10 protein-coding genes are annotated in these 16,445 nt (G+C 61.1%); 7 read left to right on the top strand and 3 right to left on the bottom strand.

Annotation, left to right across the window (positions count from 1 at the left end):
• The first annotated feature begins 13 nt into the window (after positions 1-13).
• From AC3IX1_RS13005 to AC3IX1_RS12990, 4 genes are all read left to right on the top strand, one after another.
• Entirely contained in the window at positions 14-334 is a 321-nt protein-coding gene (locus AC3IX1_RS13005) for a DUF2934 domain-containing protein (protein ID WP_489388502.1), read from the top strand.
• A gap of 215 nt (positions 335-549) precedes the next feature.
• Positions 550-2,712, top strand: coding sequence for a glycogen debranching protein GlgX (gene glgX, locus AC3IX1_RS13000; RefSeq protein ID WP_489388501.1), 2,163 nt, complete (start codon positions 550-552; stop codon positions 2,710-2,712).
• A 216-nt stretch (positions 2,713-2,928) separates the two neighbouring features.
• On the top strand, positions 2,929-3,687 hold the full coding sequence (locus tag AC3IX1_RS12995) for a PIG-L deacetylase family protein (protein ID WP_489388500.1): 759 nt from the start codon (positions 2,929-2,931) through the stop codon (positions 3,685-3,687).
• Positions 3,688-3,765: 78 nt separating this feature from the next.
• Entirely contained in the window at positions 3,766-4,566 is an 801-nt protein-coding gene (locus AC3IX1_RS12990; protein WP_489388499.1) for an endonuclease/exonuclease/phosphatase family protein, read from the top strand.
• A gap of 149 nt (positions 4,567-4,715) precedes the next feature.
• On the opposite strand, the gene glgB is transcribed toward AC3IX1_RS12990, so the two are convergent.
• Genes glgB through AC3IX1_RS12975 form a run of 3 tightly spaced genes read right to left on the bottom strand, consistent with a single transcriptional unit; the run spans position 4,716 to position 12,345 of the window.
• Entirely contained in the window at positions 4,716-6,947 is a 2,232-nt protein-coding gene (gene glgB, locus AC3IX1_RS12985; protein WP_489388498.1) for a 1,4-alpha-glucan branching protein GlgB, read from the bottom strand.
• Between the two features lie 2 nt (positions 6,948-6,949).
• Positions 6,950-10,291: a maltose alpha-D-glucosyltransferase gene (gene treS / locus AC3IX1_RS12980; RefSeq protein WP_489388497.1), complete on the bottom strand. Its 3,342-nt coding sequence runs from the start codon at positions 10,289-10,291 to the stop codon at positions 6,950-6,952.
• Between the two features lie 56 nt (positions 10,292-10,347).
• On the bottom strand, positions 10,348-12,345 hold the full coding sequence (locus AC3IX1_RS12975; protein ID WP_489388496.1) for an alpha-1,4-glucan--maltose-1-phosphate maltosyltransferase: 1,998 nt from the start codon (positions 12,343-12,345) through the stop codon (positions 10,348-10,350).
• A 546-nt stretch (positions 12,346-12,891) separates the two neighbouring features.
• Here AC3IX1_RS12975 and AC3IX1_RS12970 point away from each other — a divergent pair.
• The 3 genes from AC3IX1_RS12970 to mapR all read left to right on the top strand — a co-directional run bounded on the left by AC3IX1_RS12970 (position 12,892) and on the right by mapR (position 16,306).
• Positions 12,892-13,128, top strand: a complete 237-nt coding sequence (locus tag AC3IX1_RS12970; RefSeq protein WP_489388495.1) for a hypothetical protein — start codon at positions 12,892-12,894, stop codon at positions 13,126-13,128.
• A 258-nt stretch (positions 13,129-13,386) separates the two neighbouring features.
• Positions 13,387-14,799, top strand: coding sequence for a cytochrome c oxidase accessory protein CcoG (gene ccoG / locus AC3IX1_RS12965; RefSeq protein ID WP_489388494.1), 1,413 nt, complete (start codon positions 13,387-13,389; stop codon positions 14,797-14,799).
• Between the two features lie 97 nt (positions 14,800-14,896).
• The gene (gene mapR, locus AC3IX1_RS12960) at positions 14,897-16,306 is read left to right on the top strand and encodes a GntR family transcriptional regulator MpaR (RefSeq protein WP_489388493.1); all 1,410 of its coding nucleotides are present in this window, start codon (positions 14,897-14,899) and stop codon (positions 16,304-16,306) included.
• The last annotated feature ends 139 nt before the right edge of the window (positions 16,307-16,445 follow it).

Here is a 16,445-nt window from a genome sequence, read left to right as displayed (position 1 = left end):
CAGGAGCATTACGATGAGTACCGACGATAAACGCATCCGCGAATTCGCCTATCAGATCTGGGAATCCGAAGGAAAACCCGAAGGTCAGGAAGCCCGCCACTGGGAGATGGCGTGCAAGCTGGCGGAAGCCGAAGCCCTGGCCCCGAAAAAACCGGCCAAGGCAACCACGAGTAAACCCCCGGTCAGCAAAACGGCCAATGGCAAGGCTGGCGATGCCAAGGTCGCCGCGGCAAAAACCAAGGCCAAACCGGCGGCGACTTCAAAAGTGATCCCGCCGGGAGAAAAAGCCGTCGAGAAAAAGCCCCGGGCTGCGCGAAAACCGCCAGCGGTTTGAATATGTCTTGAGACCCCTTCGCGGGCAAGTCGGACCGCCGCACCGCCGCTCCCACAGTGTTTGATGGTGTGGCTGCATTCTGTGGCAACTCACAGGTCCCTGTGGGAGCGGGCTTGCCCGCGAAGAGGCCATCACATCCGGTATTGATGGTGCCTGACACACCGCTATCGCGAGCAAGCTCGCTCCCACAGGTTGCAGTACTGACAGGAGTACCTATGACCAGTCCGAAGAAATCCGCCGCGCCAGCCCCCCGCGCTGAAGCCACGCGAATCCGTGAAGGCCTGCCCTTTCCGCTGGGTGCGACCTGGGACGGACTGGGCGTCAACTTCGCCTTGTTTTCCGCCCATGCCACCCGGGTTGAACTGTGCCTGTTCGACGACACTGGCGAGGTGGAGCTCGAACGCATCGAACTGCCCGAATACACCGACGAGATCTATCACGGCTATTTGCCCGACGCTCATCCCGGGCTGATTTATGGCTATCGCGTCTACGGCCCGTACGACCCGGCCAATGGCCATCGCTTCAACCCCAACAAACTGTTGATCGACCCCTACGCCAAACAACTGGTCGGCAAGTTGAAATGGTCCGAGGCGCTGTTCGGCTACACCATCGGCCACCCCGACGCCGACCTCAGTTTCGATGAGCGGGACAGCGCGCCCTTCGTGCCCAAATGCAAGGTCATCGACCCGGCGCACACCTGGGGCCACGATCATCGGGTCAGTGTGCCGTGGGACAGAACGATCATCTATGAAACCCATGTGCGCGGCTTCAGCATGCGTCACCCTGCCGTCCCCGAAAACCTGCGCGGCACCTTTGCCGGGTTGATGGTCGATGATGTGGTGGAGCACATCCGCAAGCTCGGCGTGTCGACCGTGGAGTTGCTGCCGATCCATGCGTTCGTCAACGACCAGCATCTGCTGCACAAGGGCATGACCAATTACTGGGGCTACAACAGCATCGCGTTCTTCGCCCCCGACCCGCGCTACCTGGCCAGCGGCAAGATCGCCGAATTCAAGGAAATGGTCGCGCACCTGCACGAAGCCAATCTGGAGGTGATCCTCGACGTGGTCTACAACCACACCGCCGAGGGCAACGAGCAAGGCCCGACCCTGTCCATGCGCGGCATCGACAATGCGTCCTACTACCGCCTCAAGCCCGATGACAAGCGCCTCTATATCAACGATTCCGGCACCGGCAACACCCTGGACCTGAGCCACCCCTGCGTGCTGCAAATGGTCACCGACTCCCTGCGCTACTGGGCCTCGGAAATGCACGTGGACGGCTTCCGCTTCGACCTGGCGACCATTCTGGGGCGCTATCACGACGGGTTCGACGAACGCCACAGCTTCCTGGTGGCCTGCCGCCAGGACCCGGTGCTGCGCCAGGTCAAACTGATCGCCGAACCCTGGGACTGCGGCCCCGGCGGTTATCAGGTCGGCAACTTTCCGCCGGGCTGGGTCGAGTGGAACGACAAATTCCGCGACACCGTGCGTGCATTCTGGAAAGGCGACGACGGCCAACTGGCGGACTTTGCCAGCCGCCTGACCGCTTCGGGTGAGATGTTCAATCAACGTGGTCGGCGGCCTTACTCATCGGTCAATTTCGTCACCGCCCACGACGGCTTCACCCTCAACGACCTGGTGTCGTACAACGACAAGCACAACGAAGCCAACGACGAAAACAATCAGGACGGCAGCAACAACAACCTGTCCTGGAACCACGGCGTCGAAGGCCCCACCGACGATCCCGAGATCAACGCGCTGCGCCATCGGCAAATGCGCAATTTCTTCGCCACCCTGCTGCTGGCCCAGGGCACGCCGATGCTGGTGGCCGGCGACGAGTTCGCCCGCACCCAGGACGGCAACAACAATGCTTACTGCCAGGACAGCGAGATCGGCTGGGTCAACTGGGACCTCAGCGAAGACGGCAAGGCCCTGCTCAAGTTCGTCAAACGCCTGATCAAGTTGCGCCTGACTTACCCGGTCCTGCGGCGCGGGCGTTTCCTGGTGGGTAATTACAACGAGGACATCGGCGTCAAGGACGTGACCTGGCTGGCGCCGGACGGCACGCAAATGACCACCGAGCATTGGCACGATGCGCACAATCGATGCCTGGGCATGCTGCTCGACGGCCGCGCCCAGGAAACCGGCATTCGCCGCAAAGGCGTCGACGCGACGTTGATGCTGGTGGTCAACGCACATCACGACATTGTCAATTTCCGGCTGCCGGAAGTGCCTGACGGCGGTTTCTGGACGTGCATGATCGACACCAATCAACCGTCGATCCGTGGCCAGGAGCGCTTCGAGTTTGGCCACGAGTACTCGGTCACCGGCCGCTCTTTGTTGTTGTTCGAGTTGCAGCATGAGGAGGAAGAGTAACGTTGAGGCTCACGATTTCAAGGCACCACTGCCGTAGAGCGGAAAAATCATTCTGGCCAGGTTCGCGGCGCGACGAATAGCGTTACATGAGCAATACTCGAAGCGCGGCGATCCAGGGTTGGGCTTGTCGCTCCTCGCTATCAACCAGCCCTCACGGGTCGACCGGGCTTGTCCCATGCACGACTGAAGGCGACGCAGAACAAGGACGTATCCACCATGAAACCCGTTTCCCTGAGCGAAGCCAGCCTGCCATCACAGATCTGGAACAGCGCCCCGCAACTGGACAGCATTCCGGTCATCAGTACCCAGTCGCTGGTGCCCTGCGGCGCACGCGCGGTGCTCATTGCCCCGCACCCCGGCGATGAGGTCGTGACCTGCGGCGGCCTGCTGCAGCTGCTCAGTAACCTCGGCCACCCGCTGCAATTGATCTCGATCACCGACGGCAGCGCCAGCCATCCGGGCTCTCGACAATGGTCGGAAAAACGCCTCAGTGTATTTCGCCCTCAGGAAAGCGTCGAAGCCATACGCCGTCTCGGGTTACCGATGCACAGCCTGAAGTGGATTCGTGGCGGCTTTACCGACAACGTCCTGGTGGAACACGAAGAACAGATCGCCCAATTCATCACGCGTTACCTGCGCCCCGGTGATGTGGTGTTCAGCACCTGGCGCAAGGACGGTAACGTCGACCACGACACCGTTGGCCGTGCCAGCGCCAGGGCGGCGGCCAACGCAGGGGCAACCTACAACGACGTACCGTTCTGGGCCTGGCACTGGCCGGCACGGGACCGGGAACTGATTCCCTGGCATCGTGCCCGCAAGGTGCGCCTCGATACCTGGACCGTCGCCCGCAAGAGCCACGCCACCCACGCCTACGCCAGCCAACTGGACGGCGAACCGGCCATCGGCCTCGCGCCGTCGCTGCCGCGGACGCTGCTGGAGCGCATTCGTTTGCCTTATGAAATTGTCCTGGTTTGAATGCGCAACCGGTCAGACTGAACTGCCTGCTGTCGCATCAGTCGCATACATAAGCAGCCCTGGATCAGAGGAGTGGATGTGGCCAGTCATTCAAAACGGCAGGTAGCCGAATCAACGCCGTTGAACACGCCCCCGGCGATTCACCGGCTACGTGTGCTGACGGTCAACACCCACAAGGGGTTTACCGCGCTGAACCGGCGCTTCGTCCTCCCGGAATTGCGTGAAGCGGTGCGCAGTACGTCGGCAGATCTGGTGTTTCTGCAAGAAGTCGTCGGCGAACACGAGCGCCACTCCTCCCGCTACAACGATTGGCCACAAACCTCGCAATATGAATTTCTCGCCGACAGCATGTGGAGCGACTTCGCCTACGGGCGCAATGCCGTCTATCCCGACGGTCACCATGGCAATGCCCTGCTGTCGAAATACCCGATCCGCGAGTATCGAAACCTGGATGTTTCCATTACCGGCCCGGAACGCCGTGGCTTGCTGCATTGCGTGCTGGACGTGCCGGGGCATCGCGAAGTGCATGCCATCTGCGTTCACCTCAGCCTGTTGGAAAGCCATCGCCAGCTGCAATTGCAGTTGCTCTGTCAGCTCCTCGAGTCCCTGCCGGATGATGCGCCGGTGATCATTGCCGGTGACTTCAACGACTGGCAGATGCAGGGCAATGCCGCCCTTGCCCGCCGCGACTACTTGCACGAAGCCTTCGAACGCCACCTTGGCCGTCCGGCCAAGACCTACCCCGCGCGGTTTCCCTTGCTGCGCCTGGACCGCGTCTACCTGCGCAACGCCAGCAGCCATGAGCCGAAAATACTCGGGCACAAACCGTGGACGCACTTGTCTGACCATTTGCCGTTGGCGGTGGAGGTGCATCTCTGAATCACGGCCATTCATTGCCAGGCGCCAGGTGTCGGTGTCGATTTCCCGGCCCCTTCGCGGGCAGGCCCGCTCCCACACGGGTTTAAGTACGACATCAATCCAGTGTGGGAGCGAGCCTGCTCGCGAATAGCAGCACCGCCGACTTCGGGTCAGCCCTGCGGCCGCAACATCAACACCGCCAACGGCGGCAAATTCAGCACCAGCGACAACGCCTGGCCATGGCTCGGCGTTTCCTCGGCAACCGCCCCGCCACTGTTGCCGTAGTTGGAACCGGCATAGATGGACGAGTCGCTGTTGAGCACCTCGTTCCACTGCCCGGCAAACGGCACCCCGACGCGATAAGCCTCGCGGGGCACCGGCGTAAAGTTGGCCACCACCAGCACCGGTTCGCCGTCCTTGCTCCAGCGCAACCACGCATAAACGCTGTTGATCGCGTCATCGCCGATCAGCCATTGAAAACCCTGCGGCACATCGTCCTGCTCATGCAGCGCCGGCGCTTCGCGGTACAAGAGGTTGAGGTCGGCCACCAGTTTCTGCACGCCCTTGTGCTCGGGGTATTGCAACAGGTACCAGTCCAGTTGCTGGTCATGGTTCCACTCGCGCCACTGGCCGAACTCGCAGCCCATGAACAACAGCTTCTTGCCCGGATGCGCCCACATGAAAGTCAGGTAGGCCCGCAGGTTGGCGAATTTCTGCCAGCGGTCGCCGGGCATCTTGTCGATCAGCGAGTGTTTGCCGTGCACCACTTCATCGTGGGAGATCGGCAGGATGAAGCGCTCTGACCAGGCGTACACCAGGCCGAAACTCAGCTCGTTGTGGTGATGGGCGCGGTACACCGGGTCCTGCTGGATGTAATGCAGCGAATCGTGCATCCAGCCCATGTTCCATTTGTAGGCAAAGCCCAGGCCGCCCTGTTGCGTGCCCTGGCTGACACCCGGCCATGCGGTGGATTCTTCGGCGATCACCAAGGCACCGGGCGCTTCGAGGGCCACCACGTCATTGAGGTGACGCAGGAAGTCGATGGCTTCCAGGTTCTCCCGTCCGCCATGGCGGTTCGGCACCCATTCGCCGGCATTGCGCGAGTAGTCGCGGTACAGCATCGAGGCCACCGCATCGACCCGCAGCCCGTCGACGTGGAAATGCTTGAGCCAGTGCAGCGCCGACGCCAGCATGTAGCCGTGCACTTCGGTGCGACCCAGGTTGTAGATCAGTGTGTCCCAGTCCTGGTGGAAACCTTCCTGCGGGTTGCCGTACTCGTACAGCGCCGTGCCGTCGAACTGGGCCAGGCCGTGAGTATCGGTGGGGAAATGCGCCGGCACCCAATCGAGAATCACCCCGAGTTCGGCCTGGTGGCAGGCGTTGATGAACGCGGCGAACTCGTCCGGCGTGCCATACCGCGCACTCGGCGCGAATTGCGACAACAACTGATAACCCCACGAGCCGCCGAACGGGTGCTCCATGATCGGCATCAGTTCGATGTGGGTGAAGCCCAGGTCTTTTACATAGGGAATCAGCCGCTCGGTCAGTTCCGGCCAGGTGTACTGGCGGGCCACTTCACCCAGGTCGTCCAGCTCGCATTGCCACGAGCCGGCGTGCAATTCGTAGATCGACAACGGCGCCGTCACCCGCTGGCGGTCGCCCCGGGACATCATCCAGTCCTGGTCCTGCCAGTCGATGTTCAAGGGTGAGGCGACTTTCGAGGCGGTGTCCGGCGGCAGGCTGGTGGCCAGCGCCACGGGATCGGCCTTCAACGGCAGAATGCCGTGGGCGCCGAGAATCTCGTATTTGTAGATGTCCCCGGCTTGCAGGCGCGGGATGAACAACTCCCAGACGCCGGTGGGATGACGCAGGCGCATCGGATGCCGGCGCCCGTCCCAGACGTTGAAATCACCGACCACCGACACCCGCCGGGCATTCGGCGCCCACACCGCGAAACGCACGCCGTCGACGCCGTCCACGGTCTTTAGTTGCGCGCCCAGGCACCCGCTGAGGTCGCGGTGATTGCCTTCGGCAAACAGGTACAAGTCCATTTCGCCCAGCAACGGGCCGAAGCTGTAAGGGTCTTCGGCAGTCTGCTCGCCGCCGGCCCAACGGGTGCGCAGCAGATACGCTTGCACCCGCTCGAAATGCCCGACAAACAACCCCGGTGTTTCGGTGGCTTCAAGTTGACCGAGCTCTTGCCCGGACTCCCTGGCCAGTACCTGCACACTCAGGGCGCCAGGCAGATAAGCGCGGATGTATTGCCCGCCGGCACCGTCAGCGTGGGGGCCGAGAATGGCGAAAGGATCGATATGCTCGGCGCGCACCAATGCATCGATATCCCGCGCGCCGGGCAGCAGCGCTTCTTTGTGATGACCCTGTTCCTTGTTCGAGACACTCATGACTACTCTCCACCAAGATCGGAAAAGGGTTTAAGCCCACTCAATAATCCATATAAACCGTGCAACGGCACGGGCAACCAGGTGGGGCGATTTTCCGCCTCATAGGCCACTTCATACGCCGCCTTCTCAAGACCGAACAACGCCAGCGCGGCATCCTCGCCTTCGGGATCTTGCCATGCATGGGCAAGACTAGCTGCCGCCAGCCGATAAGCGTCGACAAATGCTTGCCGTGCCTCACTCAAGTAGCGCTCGGTCACGCGCAAGCGCGCGGCATCGGCCGCTGCGGTGTTGTCGACGCTCTGCACATTGATCGCCATCGCCGCTGCATAGTCGAAGGAACGCAGCACGCCGCTGACATCCTTGTACGGGCTGTGTTTGCCCCTTCGTTCATGCAATGGCCGGGCCGGTTCGCCTTCGAAGTCGATCAGGTAGGCATCGCCCTTGATCACTAGCACCTGCCCCAGATGCAGGTCGCCGTGTACACGAATGCGCAAGCCGCCCGCGGTCTTTTTGCCCAACGCTTGTACATGACCGAGGATGGCTTTCCTGTTGTCCAGTAAACGGCCGACCAAGGTCTGGTCCGCCGGGTTCAGTTGATTTTTATGCTGCTTGAGTAAATTCAGCGCGTGCTCGATTTGCGCCGCAACATCCCTGGCCGAGGCCAGCGCCTCTTTCTGCGTGGTGACCTGGGGCAAGAAGTCCGGGTTGGCACTCGGTGCCGCCAGCACCTGATGCATTTCCCCCAGGCGCTGACCAAGCATAGCGGCGAAATCTTTCAGTTCGCCGAGCGCGTTGTAATGCTGTTCCTGTTCGGACACGGCATCGGCCAATTCATCGCGAAGCGCCCGTTCGAGGTTGTTCTGGGTCCACTCCCAGGCATCGCCCTGGTTGCTCAGATAGCCTTGGGCGATCATCAGCAAGTTGTCTTCACCCGCCCCGTCCCGGCGCACCACCGCACCCAGCAATGGCGAAATATTGCTGAACCCGGCTTGCGTCAGGAACGCACTCATTTCCAGTTCCGGGTGCACACCGCAGGCGACCTTGCGGATCAGCTTCAACACCAGGCTGTTGCCTATCACCACCGAGCTGTTGGACTGTTCGGCTGAAAGGTAACGTACCGGCGACTCGGCATTGAGGCCGAGTTTTTCCAGCTCCGCGGTGGACTCGAAACGAATGTCGCCGTCGCTGGAGGCCAACACGGTACCGGCCTGAATCCCCTGCAATACGGCATGCACAAAGGTTTCCAGACTGAAGGCATCGGTGATCAGGCCGACCTGGCGTCCGCGCCGTACCCGCGACAACGCCAATTGCTGAGGCAACGGCGTACCGACCTGATCTTCCGGGATAAAACCGAACGGCAACTGGTAGCGGCTGCTCTGGCCAGCGCTGGTGACATTGATCTCGCTGAACAGCACCGGATGCTGCGGGTCGCCGAACCGCACGCCATAGGCCAGGTCGACCTGTTCAATGGCGGCGTCCTTGCCGGCGAACCAGCGGCGGTTTTGCAGCCAGCTGGGCAGAATGCCTTGCTCCAGCGTGGTGCGTGACGGCGTTTCGAGCAGTTCCTCCATGCGCTTTTTCAGCACCAGCGTGGTGAAGTCCGGCAAGCTCTGTGCGGGCTCCACGTGCCAGCTCGGCATCTGGTTTTCCGCGGCGAGGCCGAACCAGTAGAAGCCATAAGGCGCCAGGGTCAGGAGGAAATTCAGCTGGCCGATGGGCGGGAACGCGTTACCCCCGAGCATTTCCACCGGCACCATGCCGACGTAGGCCGACAGATCCAGCTCGGCGGCCTGGGCACTGCGCGACACGTTGGCCACGCACAGAATGACTTCGTGTTTACCGTCCACCCCGGTGTATTCGCGGGTGTAGGCCAGAATCCGCCGGTTGCTCGGCGACAGCATCTTCAACGTACCGCGGCCGAAGGCCTTGGATTGCTTGCGCACGGCGAGCATGCGCCGGGTCCAGTTCAACAGCGAATGCGGGTCGCCAGCCTGGGTTTCGACGTTGACCGACAGGTAGCCATATTGCGGGTCCATGATCGGCGGCAGCACCAGGCTGGCCGGGTCGGCCCGGGAGAAACCGCCGTTGCGGTCGATGGACCATTGCATGGGCGTGCGCACGCCGTCGCGGTCGCCGAGGTAGATGTTGTCGCCCATGCCGATCTCATCGCCGTAATACAGGGTCGGCGTGCCGGGCATGGACAGCAGCAGGCTGTTGAGCAGCTCGACCCGACGGCGATCGCGCTCCATCAGCGGCGCCAGGCGGCGGCGAATTCCCAGGTTGATTCGCGCACGGCGGTCGGCGGCGTAGTAATTCCACAGGTAGTCGCGTTCCTTGTCGGTGACCATCTCCAGGGTCAGCTCATCGTGGTTGCGCAGGAAGATTGCCCATTGGCAGTTGGCGGGTATATCCGGGGTCTGGCGCAGAATATCGGTGATCGGGAAGCGATCTTCCTGGGCCAGCGCCATGTACATGCGCGGCATCAACGGGAAGTGGAAGGCCATGTGGCATTCGTCGCCGTTCAGGCCTTTCTTGTCGGTTTCGCCGAAGTACAGCTGGGTGTCTTCCGGCCACTGATTGGCCTCGGCCAGCAGCATGCGGTCGGGGTAGTTGGCGTCGATTTCCGCGCGGATCTTTTTCAGGACGTCGTGGGTTTCCGGCAGGTTCTCGTTGTTGGTGCCGTCGCGCTCGATCAGGTAGGGAATGGCGTCCAGGCGCAGGCCGTCGATGCCCATGTCGAGCCAGTAACGCATCACCGACAGCACCGCTTTCATGACTTGCGGATTATCGAAATTCAGGTCCGGCTGGTGGGAGTAGAAACGGTGCCAGAAGTATTGGCCGGCGACCGGGTCCCAGGTCCAGTTGGACTTCTCCGTATCGAGAAAGATGATGCGGGTGCCATCGTATTTCTGATCGTCATCGGACCACACGTAGAAGTCCCGCGCCGCCGATCCGGGTTTGGCCTTGCGCGCCCGCTGGAACCAGGCGTGCTGGTCGGAGGTGTGGTTGATGACCAGCTCGGTGATCACCCGCAGGCCGCGCTTGTGCGCCTCGGCAATGAACCGCCTGGCATCGGCCATGGTGCCGTAGTCGCTGTGTACGCCGCGGTACTCGGCAATGTCATAACCATCGTCGCGCCGTGGCGAGGGATAGAACGGCAACAGCCAGATGGTGTTGACGCCCAGGTCGGCGATGTAGTCGAGCTTGGCGATGAGGCCGGGAAAGTCGCCAATCCCGTCGTTGTTGGAGTCGAAATACGATTTGACGTGAACTTGATAGATCACCGCGTCCTTGTACCAGAGCGGGTCCTTGATGAACGTGGCTGCCTTGGGTTTCTTCGCCATGTGAAACTCCCGGTGAATTCATCTTGGTCACAGGCTGAGAATCCCCTGTGGTGTTCTCAAGAGGCGGTAATTCTCCAAATCCCGAACGGCTGGTACGCCGGGTCGATCCGCATGAATTGCTGCTTGCCATGCCAGGTCCAGCGATGGCCATTCATCAGGTCTTCGCCCTGGGTGCTGGCGTAGTCCGGCAAGCCCATTTCCCACAACGGCAACTCGAAGTTCGCCTCCTGCACGTTGTGCGGATCGAGGCTGACCGCCACCAGAATGAAATTGCCTCCATCGGCACTGCGTTTGCCGAAGTACAGGATATTGTCGTTCCAGGCGTTGTAGACCTTCAGGCCCAGATGCGTGTGCAATGCCGGGTTCTGCCGGCGGATGCGGTTGAGCTGGGCGATCTCGGCAATGATGTTGCCCGGCGCGTTGAAGTCCCTGGGGCGGATTTCGTACTTCTCGGAGTCGAGGTATTCCTCTTTGCCCGACACCGGCGCCGACTCGCACAACTCGAAACCCGAGTACATGCCCCACAGGCCCGAGCCCATGGTCGCCAGCACGGCGCGGATGAGAAACCCGGGGCGCCCGGATTCGTGGAGGAACGCCGGGTTGATGTCCGGTGTATTGACGAAAAAATTCGGCCGGTAGCATTCGCGCCAGGGCGACTCGTTGAGTTCAGTGAAATAGGTCGCCAGTTCGGCCTTGGTGTTGCGCCAGGTGAAATAGGTGTAGCTCTGGGAGTAACCGACCTTGCCCAGGCGTGCCATCATGGCCGGGGTGGTAAAGGCTTCGGCGAGGAAGATCACCTCGGGGTACAGCGCCCGTACATCGGCGATCAGCCACTGCCAGAACGGCAACGGCTTGGTGTGTGGGTTATCGACGCGGAAGATCTTCACGCCCTCTTCGACCCAGCCGACTACGATGTCCCGCAGTTCCACCCACAGGCTCGGAATCGCCTCGGGCGTATAGAAGTCGACGTTGACGATGTCCTGGTATTTCTTCGGCGGGTTCTCCGCGTATTTGATCGTGCCGTCCGGCCGCCAGTTGAACCAGCCCGGGTGTTGCTTGAGCCACGGATGGTCCTGGGAGCACTGGATGGCGAAGTCGAGGGCGATTTCCAGGCCATGGGCCGCAGCGGCCGCCACCAGTCGGCGGAAGTCTTCGCGGGTGCCCAACTGCGCGTGAATCGCCTCGTGCCCGCCCTCTTCGCTGCCGATTGCATAAGGGCTGCCCGGATCATCGGGGCCCGCCGTCAGCGAATTGTTCGGGCCTTTGCGGTAGCTGCGCCCGATCGGGTGGATCGGCGGGAAATACAGCACGTCGAACCCCATGTCCTGGATCATCGCCAGCCGCGAATGCACGTCATTGAAGGTGCCATGGCGCGCCGGGCTGTCGGTGATCGAACGCGGGAACAATTCATACCAACTGGCGAACTGCGCCAGTTCGCGCTCCACATCCACCGGGTACTCCGGGCTCAGGCTCAGGTAGGCGCGATGATCGACGCGGGCCATAAGGTCGGCGCTACGCGGGTGCAAAAACAGTGCAATCTGCTCGGTTTCAAGCAGCCCTGACAGTTCATGGTGCAAGGCCGCCAGTTGCTCGCTGAGTTGCCCTTCGCTGCGTTCGGCGGCTTGTTGCACATGAATCCGGCCTTCCTGCAATTCCAGGCTGACTGGAACGGCAGCCGCATGCTTCTTTTCCAGTTCATAACAAAAACTGGCGAACTGATCGATCCAGGCTTCGATACAGAACAGATAACGGCCCTGGCTGTGGACCCGGAACTGCCCTTGCCAACCGTTGTTGCCCAGGTCGTTCATGGCCGCGCTTTGCCAGACGTCCTCGTCCTCGGCCCGCCAGCGCACGCGCACCGCCAGCTTGTCATGCCCGTCGGCGAAGACCTTGGCCGTCACCACCACGTCCTGCCCCACCACGGCCTTGACCGCGAACTGCCCGCCTTCAAGGGTCGGCATGATGTTTTCAATGACGATACGCGGCAGCAACAGCGCCTGCGACAGCGGCATGTGCGGGTTGTAGCTCAACTCAGTCGGTTTTTCAGCCGTCATCGAGCCTCTCTCCTTACGCCCCATGGACGCGCTTGTGTCTGGTCGTCACCCCGCCGGGCAATCCACCCCGGGATGCACTCACTTAGGTTCCGAGCGACAGCCGCCGGGAAAGTTTCATCGACAATTTCCGGAATCAAGTCCTACGCGCTGCGGTCAACCAACCAGTCCACCTACTTAAGCACGACTCACGCCATGTGCCACTGGAGGCTTGAACATTGAACAATCCATTCCTGCCACGACCCCACCGCCAAAGGAAGAACCTCCAACGACGATACCGCCGGTGATTGTGAATCCTGAATGACGACAATTGGTCGTTCCTGCGTAGAAACCAAGGACGACCATAAAAATGAATGACATTTCCCAAGAACGCGTAGTACCGGTCCTGAAGCGGCAATTCTGCCCGCCCGACACTTTACGAAACTTACACCCCCCACCTTAAATAGCCATCACTCCGTCAGCCTTGAGCGTGGCCAGCCATGAAAACGATTTTTTCCAGCGTCAGTGAATTCACAAACAGAGCTAGCGCACTGCACCACGCGCTCAACCGTGAACGACCAATCGACGGCTGGCCTTCCCTTGAAAATATTCAACTACGAATTTCTTTGCTTCGAAGCCGAACGCAAAACCTTTGAACAACCAACCAAAAGCTCGATCATCAGGGAGCTGGAGAATCATCTGCTGCACGGTGATATGGACTACAGCCAGCACGAACTCTCGGAAACAAAGAGCAACGAGCAGGAGTCAGGCTGTGAAAAATCCTCCGCAGACAGGGTGAATCCCTGACCGGCAGGCGCGGTGGATGGACGCCGGCACTTGAAAGCCACCGACAGTGGTTCGGTGATTTGACCGGGATTGATCCGCACCTGCCGCCGCTGTTTTGCAAAGGCCCCTGGGCCCGGCAGCGACGGCTGCTTCAAGTTGTCGCAGGCGGTGCAAACACAGCCATCTGATCCGCTTTTTAATGCAATACCTGAGTCTGTTATGCAAACAGATCGCCGCTCATAGTGCTCATGCCTGATGGAGGCTGATGAGCGAAAGACCATGAGCGAGAGAATCCCCGTCCGAACCGTAGAAACATTCGAGCCTTCGCGTCTGAAGACGAAGGCCAAATCCAGCGACAACCTGATCCACACCCGCAGCTTCACCGGGCTGTTCCGCAACCTGCGCATCAGCGGCGCGGGTTTTCTGTTTTTGCTGTTTTTCGGCACCGTGTGGTTGAACTGGGGCGGCCGCCAGGCGGTGCTCTGGGACCTTTCCGAAAGCAAATTCCATATCTTCGGCGCGACCTTCTGGCCGCAGGATTTCATCCTGCTCTCGGCGCTGTTGATCATCGCCGCATTCGGCCTGTTTGCCATCACCGTGTTCGCGGGCCGGGTCTGGTGCGGCTACACCTGCCCGCAAAGTTCGTGGACCTGGATCTTCATGTGGTGCGAGAAGATCACCGAAGGCGAGCGCAACCAGCGGATCAAGTTGCAAGCCGCGCCGTGGGGCCTGAACAAGCTGATGCGTCGCTCGGCCAAGCACACCTTGTGGCTGGCCATCAGCCTGCTGACCGGCCTGACGTTCGTCGGCTACTTCACGCCGATCCGGCCATTGGCCGAAGAGCTGCTGACCTTCCAGATGAGTGGCGTCAGTCTGTTCTGGGTGCTGTTTTTTACCGGCGCCACGTACATCAATGCCGGTTGGCTGCGTGAAGCGGTGTGCATGCACATGTGCCCCTACGCACGGTTCCAGAGCGTGATGTTCGACAAGGACACCCTGACCATTTCCTACGACGTGGCCCGGGGCGAAAACCGCGGCCCGCGCAAACGCGAGGTGAAACCCGCCGAGGTCGGTTTGGGCGATTGCATCGATTGCCAGCTGTGCGTGCAGGTCTGCCCGACCGGCATCGACATTCGCGATGGCTTGCAGATGGAATGCATCGGTTGCGCCGCGTGCATCGACGCCTGCGACTCGATCATGGACAAAATGGGCTACGCACCAGGATTGATCAGCTATACGTCCGAACATCAGTTGCAGGGAGGCAAGACACATCTGTTGCGCCCGCGCCTGATCGGCTACACCGCCGTGCTGCTGGTGATGATCGCAGCCCTGGTGATGGCGCTGGCGGAACGACCGATGGTGTCCCTCGACGTCAGCAAGGACCGGGGCCTGTTCCGCGAGAACAGCCAGGGGCAGATCGAAAACATCTACAGTCTGAAGGTGATCAACAAAACCCAGCAGCGTCAGGACTATCAATTGAGCCTGGTGGATGCCGATGATTTCCAGTTGCAGGGCAGGACTGAATTCAGCCTGGCGCCGGGCGAGATTGTCGATGTGCCGGTGTCGGTGACGATGCTCACGGAACGTCCGGCCAGCAGTTCGCAGAGCATCGGTTTCAAGGTGGTCGACAGCGATGAGCCCGGCGTCTACAGCGTGGCAAAAAGCCGGTTTGTTGCGCCGATGAATCGCTGAGCCTTTAAGATGCTGACCTTGGTGAAGTGCAGTCCTGTTTTGGCAATGCAAGCCCCCTCGCCACAATTAATCGAACCGACTCCATTGCGGGACACCGATGAAACGCTACGAAAAATTCGCCGACGACATCGCAGAACTGATCCGCTCCGGCGTCCTCGGTCCCGGTCAGCGGGTTCCGTCGGTGCGCTACGCCAGCCAGACCTACGGCGTCAGCCCGTCGACGGTGTTCCAGGCCTACTACCTGCTGGAGCGTCGCGGCCTGATACGCGCCCGTCCGCGCTCCGGCTACTTCGTCAACGCCCACGCACCCCGGCCGTTTTCCGAGCCGGTGATCAGCAATGAAGTCAACGAGTCCACCGAAGTCGACGTCAGCGAACTGGTGTTCTCGGTGCTCGACTCGATCAAGGATCCGAACACCGTGCCCTTCGGCTCGGCGTTCCCCAGCCCGACGCTGTTTCCCCTGCAACGCTTGTCCCGCTCCCTGGCCAGCGCCAGCCGCGAGATGGACCCGCGCATGGTGGTCACCGACATGTCGCCGGGTAACCCGCAACTGCGTCGGCAAATCGCCCTGCGCTACATGGTCGGCGGGCTGATGCTGCCCATGGAAGAACTGCTGATCACCAACGGCGCCCTCGAAGCCCTGAACCTGTGCCTGCAAGCGGTGACCCAACCCGGCGATCTGGTGGCCATCGAGGCCCCGGCGTTCTACGCCTGCCTGCAAGTACTCGAACGCCTGAAACTCAAGGCCGTGGAAATCCCCGTGCACCCGCGCGACGGCATCGACCTCGGCGTGCTCGAACAAACCCTGGAGCGCCATCCGATCAAGGCCTGCTGGTGCATGACCAGCTTCCAGAACCCCATGGGCGCGACCGTGCCCGAGGCCAGGAAACAGCAGCTTGTGGAATTGTTGCGCCGCCACCAGGTGCCGCTGATCGAGGACGATGTCTACGCCGAACTCTATTACGGCCAGCAAGCACCAAAACCGGCCAAGGCCTTCGATACCGAAGGTCTGGTGATGCATTGCGGCTCGTTCGCCAAGAGCCTCGCCCCCGGCTACCGCATCGGCTGGGTTGCCGCCGGGCGTTATGCGCAGAAGATCGAACGACTGAAACTCATGACCTCGCTGTGCGCGTCGATGCCGGCCCAGGCGGCAATCGCCGATTACCTGCAACACGGTGGTTACGACCGGCACCTGCGTAAATTGCGCCACGCACTGGAAGACCAGCAAAGCGCCATGCTCGCCGCCATCGCCCGCTATTTCCCGACGCAGACGCGGGTGAGCCAACCGGCGGGCGGGTACTTTCTGTGGCTGGAACTGCCGGAACAGATGGATTCGTTGAAGTTGTTTCAGATGGCGTTGGCCCAAGGCATCAGCATTGCGCCGGGGCCGATCTTTTCACCGACCCAGCGCTTCAGGAATTGTATTCGGTTGAATTATGGGAGCCCGTGGACCGAGGAATCGGAAAAGGCGATGGAGACGTTGGGGCGGATTGTGCGGTCGTTTTGATGGTTGGATGTTGCCTGCTCTATTGCCTTCGCGAGCAGGCCCGCTCCTACAAGGGATCTCCGGTGTAAACAGATTTTGCGTACACCAAGGAACCCTGTGGGAGCGAGCCTGCTCGCGATGAGGCCAGCGCAAACAACGC

The sequence above is a fragment of the Pseudomonas sp. KH_046_2 genome (genome assembly GCF_057838985.1).
Note: the sequence above shows the minus strand (reverse complement) of the source record. Positions and strands in the feature narration are given on the sequence as shown.